Source organism: Streptomyces sp. SAJ15 (assembly GCF_007595705.1).
In the GTDB taxonomy this organism is placed as follows: domain Bacteria; phylum Actinomycetota; class Actinomycetes; order Streptomycetales; family Streptomycetaceae; genus Streptomyces.
This window is the reverse complement of sequence record NZ_NISY01000004.1, coordinates 242,737-252,479: the sequence shown is the minus strand read 5'-3', so window position 1 is coordinate 252,479 and position 9,743 is coordinate 242,737. Positions and strand designations below refer to the sequence as shown.

At 75.1% G+C, this 9,743-nt stretch carries 1 protein-coding gene; it reads right to left on the bottom strand.

Features of this window, described 5'->3' with window-relative positions:
- Positions 1 to 52: 52 nt before the first annotated feature.
- Entirely contained in the window at positions 53 to 9,679 is a 9,627-nt protein-coding gene (locus tag CD790_RS13865; RefSeq protein ID WP_399217583.1) for a type I polyketide synthase, read from the bottom strand.
- Positions 9,680 to 9,743: the final 64 nt, after the last annotated feature.

Sequence of the window (9,743 nt, the reverse complement as noted above, 5' to 3'; positions counted from 1 at the left end):
GTCTCACCCATGCTTCTCGTCACAAACCTTGCTGCCCGCGGATCGTGGATCCCTAGATACCGAGTTCTTTTTCGATGAAGTCGAAGACCTCATCGGGCGTTGCCTCTTGCAGCTTTTCCGTCACCGTCTCGCCGGTGGACTCCGCCACGCTCGCGCGTGGCGCGTCCCACCGGGCCAGCAGGGCCTGGAGTCGGGCGGCGATGTCCGCCCGGGTCTCGTCGTCCTCCGCGGCCGGGTCGATCACCGAGAGCGCGGACTCGAGCTTCTCCAGCTCCGCGACGCCCGGTGCGGCCGCCGCCGCGCCGCCGTCCTGCGTGATCTCGGCCCGCAGGTACTCGGCCAGCGCGGCCGGCGTCGGGTAGTCGAAGACCAGCGTGGCCGGCAGCTTCTGGCCGGTGGCCGCGCCCAGCCGGTTGCGCAGCTCCAGCGCGATCAGCGAGTCGAAGCCCAGCTCCTTGAACGCCCGCCCCGCGCCGACCTCGTCGGTCGAGGGGTGCCCCAGCGCGGCGGCCGCGTTGGTGCGCACCAGCTCCAGGACGACCAGGGACTGTTCGGCCTGGGACATCCCGGCCAGCTTCTGCCGCAGCGCCTGCGCCGGGTCGGCCGTGGCACCGGCCTCGCCGCCGCCGGCCGGGGCGGCCTCGGCCAGCCGCCGGACCTCCGGCAGGTCGCCGATGAAGGGGCTGGGCCGCACCGCCGTGTAGCCGTAGGCGAAGCGGTCCCACTGGATGTCGGCGACGGCCACGACCGTGTCGGCGTGGTCCAGGGCCTGCTGGAGCGCCCTGATCGCCGAGTCCGGTGCCATGGCGGGCACGCCGCCGCGGTCCAGCCGCTCGCCGATGGCGCCGCCGGCCGCGAGGCCCGTGTCGCCCCAGCGGCCCCAGGCCACCGAGGTCGCGGGCAGCCCGTCGGCCCGGCGCTGCTCGGCCAGCGCGTCCAGGTACGCGTTGGCCGCCGCGTAGTTGCCCTGCCCGGCGTCGCCGAGGGTGCCCGCGATGCCGGAGAACAGCACGAACGCGGACAGGTCCAGGTCGCGGGTGAGCTCGTGCAGGTGGCGGGCGGCGTCGGCCTTGGGGCCGAGCACCGTCGCGAACCGCTTCGGCGTCAGGGCGTCCAGCACCCCGTCGTCGAGCACGCCCGCCGCGTGCACCACGGCGGTCAGCGGCCGCTCCGCCGGGATGTCGGCGAGCAGCGCCTCCACGGCCTTGCGGTCGGCGACGTCACAGGCCGCGACGGTCACCCCCGCGCCCAGGGCGGTCAGTTCGTCGCGCAGCTCGGCCGCGCCGGGGGCCTCGATGCCGCGACGGCTGGTGAGCAGCAGGTGCTCGGCGCCGTTACGGGCCAGCCAGCGGGCCACGTGCGCGCCCAGCGCGCCGGTGCCGCCGGTGACCAGCGTGGTGCCGGCCGGCCGCCACTCCCGTACGGGGGCGGAGTCGGCCAGCGGGGCGCGGCCCAGTCGGCGGGCGAAGACGCCCGCGGCGCGCACGGCGAGCTGGTCCTCCCCGTCGGCCGCGGCCAGGACGGTGAGCAGCCGGGCCAGCGCCCGGTCGTCGGCGGTCTGCGGCAGGTCGACCAGGCCGCCCCAGCGCTCCGGGCACTCCAGGGCGGCGGTGCGGCCCAGGCCCCAGGCGAGCGCCTGGGCCGGGTGGTCGGGGCGGTCGGAGCGGCTGACGGAGACGGCGCCGCGGGTGGCGCACCACAGCGGCGCGTCGACCCCGGCGTCGCCCAGCGCCTGGATCAGCGCGGCGGTGCCGGTCAGGCCGGCGTTGACGTTGTCGGTGCCGGGCGCGGGCCGCTCGTCGAAGGCCAGCAGCGAGAGCACCCCGGCGACCGGCGCGGCCCCGTCCAGCTCCTCGCGGACCCGGCGGGTGACCGACTCCCGGTCCAGCTCCACGGCGCTCAGGGTGAGCTGCCGTACGTCGGCTCCGCGCTCGGCGAGCGCGCGCAGCGCGCCGAGGGTCCAGTCGTCGGTGAGCGCGGACTCCGGCACGACCAGCAGCCAGGTGCCGGAGAGCCGCGCGGCGGCGCCCTCGGCGAGCGGCTTCCAGGTCACGCGGTAGCGCCAGCCGTCCAGCGCGGACAGCTCGCGGCTCTGCTTGCGCCAGGAGGCCAGCGCCGGCAGGACGGCGCCGAGCGAGGTCAGCGCCTCGTCGCCCTGGAACTCCAGGGTCCCGGCGAGCGACTCCAGGTCCTCGCGCTCGACGGCCTCCCAGAAGCGGGCGTCGACGGCGTCGGCGGGCAGCGTCTCGGCGCCCGGCGCCGGCTCGGCGGCCCGCGGCCACAGGTGCTGGTGCTGGAAGGCGTAGGTGGGCAGGTCGACGCGCTGGGCGCCGGTGCCCTCGTAGACGGCGTCCCAGTCGACGGCGACGCCGCGGGTCCACGCCTCGCCGAGGGAGAGCCAGAAGCGGTCCAGGCCCCCTTCGTCGCGGCGGAGCGAGCCGAACGCGGCGGCCTCGCGGCCCGCGGCCTCGGCGGTCTCCTGCACGCCCATCGTCAGCACCGGGTGGGCGCTGGACTCGATGAAGACCCCGAAGCCCTCGTCGAGCAGCCGCCGCACCGCGGCCTCCAGCTCGACGGTCTGGCGCAGGTTGGTGAACCAGTAGTCGGCGTCCAGCTCCGGACCCTCGACCCATTCGCCGGTGACGGTGGACAGGAACGGGATCTCGGTCGCCTGGGGCCGTACGGGGGCGAGAAGTTCGCGGAGCTCGTCGCGGAGCAGCTCGACCTGCGCGGAGTGCGAGGCGTAGTCCACCGGGACCTTACGGGCCCGGACCTCGTCCTTCTCACACGAGACGATCAGCTCGTCGAGGGCCTCCGGCTCACCGGAGACCACCACGGAGGACGGGCCGTTGACGGCCGCCACCGAGATACGGTCCTCGCCCCACACCGCGATCCGCTCGCGGACCTGGGAGACGGGCAGCGCCACGGAGACCATGCCGCCCTTGCCCGCCAGCACCCGGCCGATCGCCTGGCTGCGCAGCGCGACCACCCGCGCCGCGTCCTGGAGGGAGAGCGCGCCGGCCACGCACGCGGCCGCGATCTCGCCCTGCGAGTGGCCCACGACGGCCGCCGGCCGCACACCCAGGGAGCGCCACAGCTCCGCCAGGGAGACCATCACGGAGAACAGCACCGGCTGGACGACGTCGACGCGCTCCAGGGACGGCGCGCCCTCCGCCCCACGCAGGACGTCCACCAACGACCAGTCGGTGAACTCCGCGAGAGCGACGGCACACTCATCAATCCGGGCGGCGAACACTGCCGAAGCATCCAACAGCCCGACGGCCATGCCTACCCATTGTGACCCCTGTCCCGGGAACAGGAATGCGGCCTTACCCCCGATTCCGGCTCCCTGCACCAGCTGGGGCAGGGCCTGGCCGCGGGCCAGGGCGTCCAGTCCGCGGCGAAGGTCGTCGCGGTCCGTGCCCACCAGCACCGCGCGCTCGTCGAGGACGGAGCGGGTGGTGGCGAGGGAGTAGCCGAGGTCGGCCGGGCGGAGGTCGGGGCCGGCCTCCATGTGGGTGAGCAGCTTCTCGGCCTGGGCGCGGAGCGCGGCCTGGGTCTTGCCGGAGAGCACCCACGGCAGGGCGCCGGTCGGCTGCCGCTCCGGCTCGACGGCGGCCGCGGGCTCGTCCCGCTCCGGGGCGGGGGCCTGCTCCACGATGGCGTGGGCGTTGGTGCCGCTGAAGCCGAAGGAGGAGATGCCGGCCCGGCGCGGCGCGCCGCTGTCCGGCCACGGGGTGGCCTCGGTGACGAGGGAGACCGCGCCCGCCGACCAGTCGACGTGCGGGGTGGGTTCGGCGATGTGCAGCGACTCGGGGACCACCCCGTGGCGCATGGCGAGCACCATCTTCATCACGCCCGCGACACCGGCGGCCGCCTGGGCGTGGCCGATGTTGGACTTGATGGAGCCGAGCAGCACCGGCCGGTCCTCGGCGCGGCCCTGGCCGTAGGTGGCCAGCAGCGCTTGGGCCTCGATCGGGTCGCCGAGGGTGGTGCCGGTGCCGTGCGCCTCGATGACGTCGACGTCGGCGGTGGTCAGCCGGGCGTTGGCGAGCGCCTGCCGGATGACGCGCTGCTGCGACGGGCCGTTGGGGGCGGTCAGGCCGTTGCTGGCGCCGTCCTGGTTGATGGCGGTGCCGCGGACGACGGCGAGCACGGGGTGCCCGTTCTCACGTGCGTCCGAGAGCCGCTCGACCAGCAGCATGCCCACGCCCTCGGCGGGGCTGAAGCCGTCGGCGTCCGAGGAGAACGCCTTGCTGCGGCCGTCGGAGGAGAGTCCGCGCTGGCGGCTGAACTCGATGAAGGTGCCGGGGGTGGCCATCACGGTCACGCCGCCGGCGAGGGCCAGTTCGCACTCGCCGTTGCGCAGCGCCTGGACGGCCAGGTGGAGGGCGACCAGCGAGGCGGAGCAGGCGGTGTCGACGGTGACCGCCGGGCCCTCCAGGCCGAAGACGTAGGAGAGCCGGCCGGAGACCACGCTGGCGGCGCTGCCGGTGGCCAGGTGGCCCTCGTAGCCGTCGGTGGTGTTCCGCATCAGGATCGAGTAGTCGGAGCCGTTGGTGCCGACGAAGACGCCGGACTGGCTGCCCTGGAGCGTCGCCGGGTCGATCCCGGCCCGCTCGAACGCCTCCCAGGAGGTCTCCAGCAGCAGCCGCTGCTGCGGGTCCATCGCCATCGCCTCACGCGGGGAGATGCCGAAGAAGGTGGGGTCGAACTCGGCGGCGCCGGTGAGGAAGCCGCCCTCGCGGGTGTAGCTGGTGCCCTGGGCGTTCGGGTCCGGGTTGTACAGGGACTCCACGTCCCAGCCGCGGTCGGCCGGGAACTCCGAGAGCGCGTCGCCGCCGGAGGTCAGCAGCTGCCACAGCTCCTCGGGGGTGCGCACGCCGCCGGGGAAGCGGCAGCTCATGGCGACGATCGCGATGGGCTCGTCGTCGGCCAGGGCCTGCGCGGTGGGCAGCGGGGCCACGGCCGCGAGCTGTCCGCCGGAGAGTTCGACGCGCAGGTGCTTGGCCAGCGCGGTCGGGGTCGGGTAGTCGAAGATCAGCGTCGGCGGCAGCTTGAGGCCGCTGGCGGCGCTGAGCCGGTTGCGCAGCTCGACCGCGGTGAGCGAGTCGAAGCCCAGCTCCTTGAAGGCGCGCACGGCCTCGACGGCGTCGGCGCCGGCGTAGCCCAGCACGGTCGCGACCGCGGTGCGCACCAGCTCCAGCAGCAGCCGCTCCTGCTCGGCCTCGGGCAGTCCGGCGAGCCGCTGGGTGAGGGCGGCGGCGTCGGCGTCGTCCGCCTCCGCGTCGCCCCGCATGTCCTCGATGACCTCGCGCGCCTCGGGCAGGTCGTGCAGCAGCGGCCGGGAGCGGCCGGAGGTGAAGGCGAGGACGAAGCGCTTCCACTCCATGTCGACGACGGTGAGCACCGTCTCATCCCGGTCCATGACGTGCTGGAGCGCGGTGACGGCCAGTTCGGGCGACATCTCGATGACGCCGTGGCGGCGCATCCGGTCGCCCACGCCGCCCTCGGCCATGCCGCCCTCGCCCCACGGGCCCCAGGCCAGCGAGGTGGCGGGCAGCCCGGCGGCGCGGCGCCACTCGGCGAAGGCGTCCAGGAAGGCGTTGCCCGGCGCGTAGTTGCCCTGGCCGGGGGCGCCGAAGGTGGCGGCGAAGGAGGAGAAGAGCACGAACGCGGAGAGGTCCAGGCCCCGGGTGAGCTCGTGCAGGTGGAGCGTGGCGTCGACCTTGACCTTGAGCACCCGGTCGACCTGCTCGGGCGTCAGGCCCTCGATCACGCCGTCGTCGAGGACGGCGGCGGTGTGCACCACGGCGGTCAGCGGCCGCTCCGCCGGGATGCCGGCGAGCAGCGCCTCCACGGCCGCGCGGTCGGCGACGTCGCAGGCCGCGACGGTCACCTCGGCGCCCAGGGCGGTCAGTTCGTCGCGCAGCTCGGCCGCGCCGGGGGCGTCGATGCCGCGACGGCTGGTGAGCAGCAGGTGCTCGGCGCCGTGACGGGCCAGCCAGCGGGCCACGTGCGCGCCCAGCGCGCCGGTGCCGCCGGTGACCAGCGTGGTGCCGGCCGGCCGCCACTCCCGTACGGCGGGCGTCTCGGCGAGCGGGGAGCGCACCAGGCGGCGCACGAACAGCCCGGTGGGCCGGATCGCGACCTGGTCCTCCTCCTCGGCCCCGGCCAGCACGGTGACCAGTCGGGCCAGCGCCCGGTCGTCGGCGCTCTCCGAAAGGTCGATGAGTCCCCCGTAGCGCTCGCCGTGCTCCAGGGCGGCCACCCGGCCGAGGCCCCAGATCAGGGCCTGCGTCGGGGACTCCAGCCGGTCGGCGCGGCCGGTGGCCACGGCGCCGCGGGTGGCGAACCACAGCGGCGCGGTGATCTCGGCGTCGCCCAGCGCCTGGAGGAGCGCCAGTTCGGCGGCGACCCCGGCGGGGACGGAGGTGTGCACGGGGTGCGGGTCGTCCGCCAGGGCCAGCAGCGACAGCACGCCGCTGAACGGGCCCTCTTCGGCCGCGGCCTGCCGGAGCAGGCCGGTCAGGGACGCGCGGTGGTCCGTGTCGGTATCGACGGCGAGCACACGGACGTCGGCGCCGCGCTCGGCGAGGACGCGGGCCGCGCCCCGGGCCCAGTCGCCCTCGGCGACGGTCGTCGGAGTGACCAGCAGCCAGTTGCCGGAGAGCCGCGCGGCCGGCCCGTCGGCCAGCGGCTTCCAGGTGACGCGGTAGCGCCAGCCGTCGACGGTGGACTGCTTGCGGCTCTGCTTGCGCCAGGTGGCGAGGGCGGGCAGCAGCGCGCTGACCCGCTCGTCGCCGTCGACGGCGAGCTCGGTGGCGAGCGCCTGCCAGTCCTCGCGCTCCACGGCCTCCCAGAAGCGGGCCTCGACCGGGTCGACCGCCGGGGCGGCGGCCTCGGCGGCGCCGCCGGACTCCAGCCAGTAGTGCTGGTGCTGGAAGGCGTAGGTGGGGAGTTCGACGCGCGCGGCGCCGGTGCCCTCGTAGACCGTGCTCCAGTCGACGGCCACGCCGCGGGTCCACGCCTCGCCCAGCGAGGTGTAGAAGCGGTCGAGGCCGCCCTCGTCGCGGCGGAGCGAGCCCAGGGCCGCGGCCTCGCTGCCCGCGTCCTCGGCGGTCTCCTGCACGCCCATGGCGAGCACGGGGTGGGCGCTGGACTCGATGAAGGCGCCGAAGCCCTCGTCCAGCAGGCGGCGCACGGCCGACTCCAGCTCGACGGTCTGACGGAGGTTGGTGAACCAGTAGCCGGCGTCCAGCTCGGGACCCTCGACCCACTCGCCGGTGACGGTGGACAGGAACGGCACCTCGGCCGCGCGCGGCGTCACCGGGAGGAGCTTCAGCAGCTCGTCGCGGAGCAGCTCGACCTGCGCGGAGTGCGAGGCGTAGTCCACCGGGACCTTACGGGCCCGGACCTCGTCCTTCTCACACGAGGCGATCAGCTCGTCGAGGGCCTCCGGCTCACCGGAGACCACCACGGAGGACGGGCCGTTGACGGCCGCCACCGAGACACGGTCCTCGCCCCAGACCGCGATCCGCTCGCGGACCTGGGCCACCGGGAGGGCTATGGAGACCATGCCGCCCTTGCCGGCCAGGACGCGGCCGATGGCCTGGCTGCGCAGCGCGACGACCCGCGCCGCGTCCTGGAGGGCCAGGATCCCCGCCACACACGCGGCGGCGATCTCGCCCTGTGAGTGGCCCACGACGGCCGCCGGCTGGACGCCGAAGGAGCGCCACAGCTCCGCCAGGGAGACCATCACGGCGAAGAGGACCGGCTGGACGACGTCGACGCGCTCCAGCGACGGCGCGCCGTCCACGCCCCGGAGGACGTCCACCAGCGACCAGTCGCAGAACTCCGCGAGGGCGGCGGCGCACTCCTCGATCCGGGCCGCGAACACCGGCGAGGCGTCCATCAGCTCCACCGCCATCCCGGCCCACTGCGAGCCCTGGCCCGGGAAGACGAAGGCGACCCGGCCGCCGACGGCCGAACCCTGTGCCACGCCGGGTGCCATCGAGCCGGCCGCCAGGGCCTCCAGGCCGGTCAGCAGCGCTTCGCGGTCGGCGCCCTGGACCACGGCGCGGTGGTCGAGGGCGGCGCGGGTGGTGGCCAGCGACAGGCCCACGTCGACGGGGCGGAGCGCCGGGTCGGCGGTCAGCCGCGTCAGCAGCCGCTCGGCCTGCTCGCGCAGCGCGGCGGCGCTCTTGCCGGACACCGGCCACGGCAGCACCCCGGGAGCCGTGGTCACGGCCGGCGGCCGCTCCTCGGCGGCCGCGGTCTCGTCCTGCTCCGGGGCGGGGGCCTGCTCCAGGATGGTGTGGGCGTTGGTGCCGCTGAAGCCGAAGGAGGAGACGGCGGCGCGGCGCGGCCGGCCGGTCTCCGGCCACGGGGTGTTCTCGGTGAGCAGCGAGACGGCGCCCGCCGACCAGTCGACGTGCGGGGTCGGCTCGTCGACGTGCAGGGTCCTGGGCAGCACCCCGTGTTCGATGGCCTTGACCATCTTGATGATGCCGGCGACACCGGCGGCGGCCTGGGTGTGGCCGATGTTGGACTTGATGGAGCCCAGCAGCAGCGGCTGCTCCGCCGGCCGGTCCTGGCCGTAGGTGGCGAGGAGGGCCTGCGCCTCGATGGGGTCGCCGAGGGTGGTGCCGGTGCCGTGCGCCTCGACGGCGTCCACGTCCTCGGCGGAGATCCGGCCGTTGGTGAGCGCCTGGTGGATGACGCGCTGCTGCGACGGGCCGTTCGGGGCGGTCAGGCCGTTGCTGGCGCCGTCCTGGTTGACGGCGGAGCCGCGCACGATCGCGAGGACCGGGTGGCCGTTCCGCTGCGCGTCGGACAGCCGCTCGACCAGCAGCATGCCGACGCCCTCGCCCCAGCCGGTGCCGTCCGCGGCGGCCGCGAAGGGCTTGCAGCGGCCGTCGGCGGCGAGCCCGCGCTGCCGGCTGAACTCGGTGAAGGTGGACGGGGTCGCCATCACGGTGACACCGCCGGCCAGCGCCAGCGAGCACTCGCCGGCGCGCAGTGCCTGCACCGCCATGTGCAGGGTCACCAGCGAGGAGGAGCAGGCCGTGTCGACGGTGACCGCCGGCCCCTCCAGGCCGAAGACGTAGGAGACGCGGCCGGAGGCGATGGAGCCGGAGCTGCCGGTGCCCAGGAAGCCCTCGACGCCCTCGGGCACGGAGTCCAGCCGCGAGGTGTAGTCGTGGTACATCACGCCGGCGAAGACGCCGGTGCGGCTGCCGCGCATCGAGGTGGGGTCGATGCCGGCCCGCTCGAACGCCTCCCAGGACGTCTCCAGCAGCAGCCGCTGCTGGGGGTCCATCGCCAGCGCCTCACGCGGCGAGATCCCGAAGACGGTCGGGTCGAACGCGCCGGCGTCGTAGAGGAATCCGCCCTCGCTGACATAGCTGGATCCGGCCTGGTCGGGGTCGGCGTCGTAGAGGGTCTCGAGGTCCCAGCCGCGGTCGGTCGGGAAGCCGGAGACGGCGTCCTCGCCGCCCGCGACCAGCCGCCACAGGTCTTCGGGGGTGCGCACCCCGCCCGGGTAGCGGCAGCTCATCGCGACGATCGCGATGGGCTCCTGGTGCCGGTCCTCGACCTCGCGGAGCCGGCGGCGGGCCTGACGCAGGTCGGCCGTCGCCCGCTTGAGGTAGTCGCGAAGCTTGTCCTCGTTGTTCACGGGCGCGCCCTTACTCCCAGCTGCGTCTTTGTTCATTGCCGTCGGCTCCTTGCGAAAGGGGAGG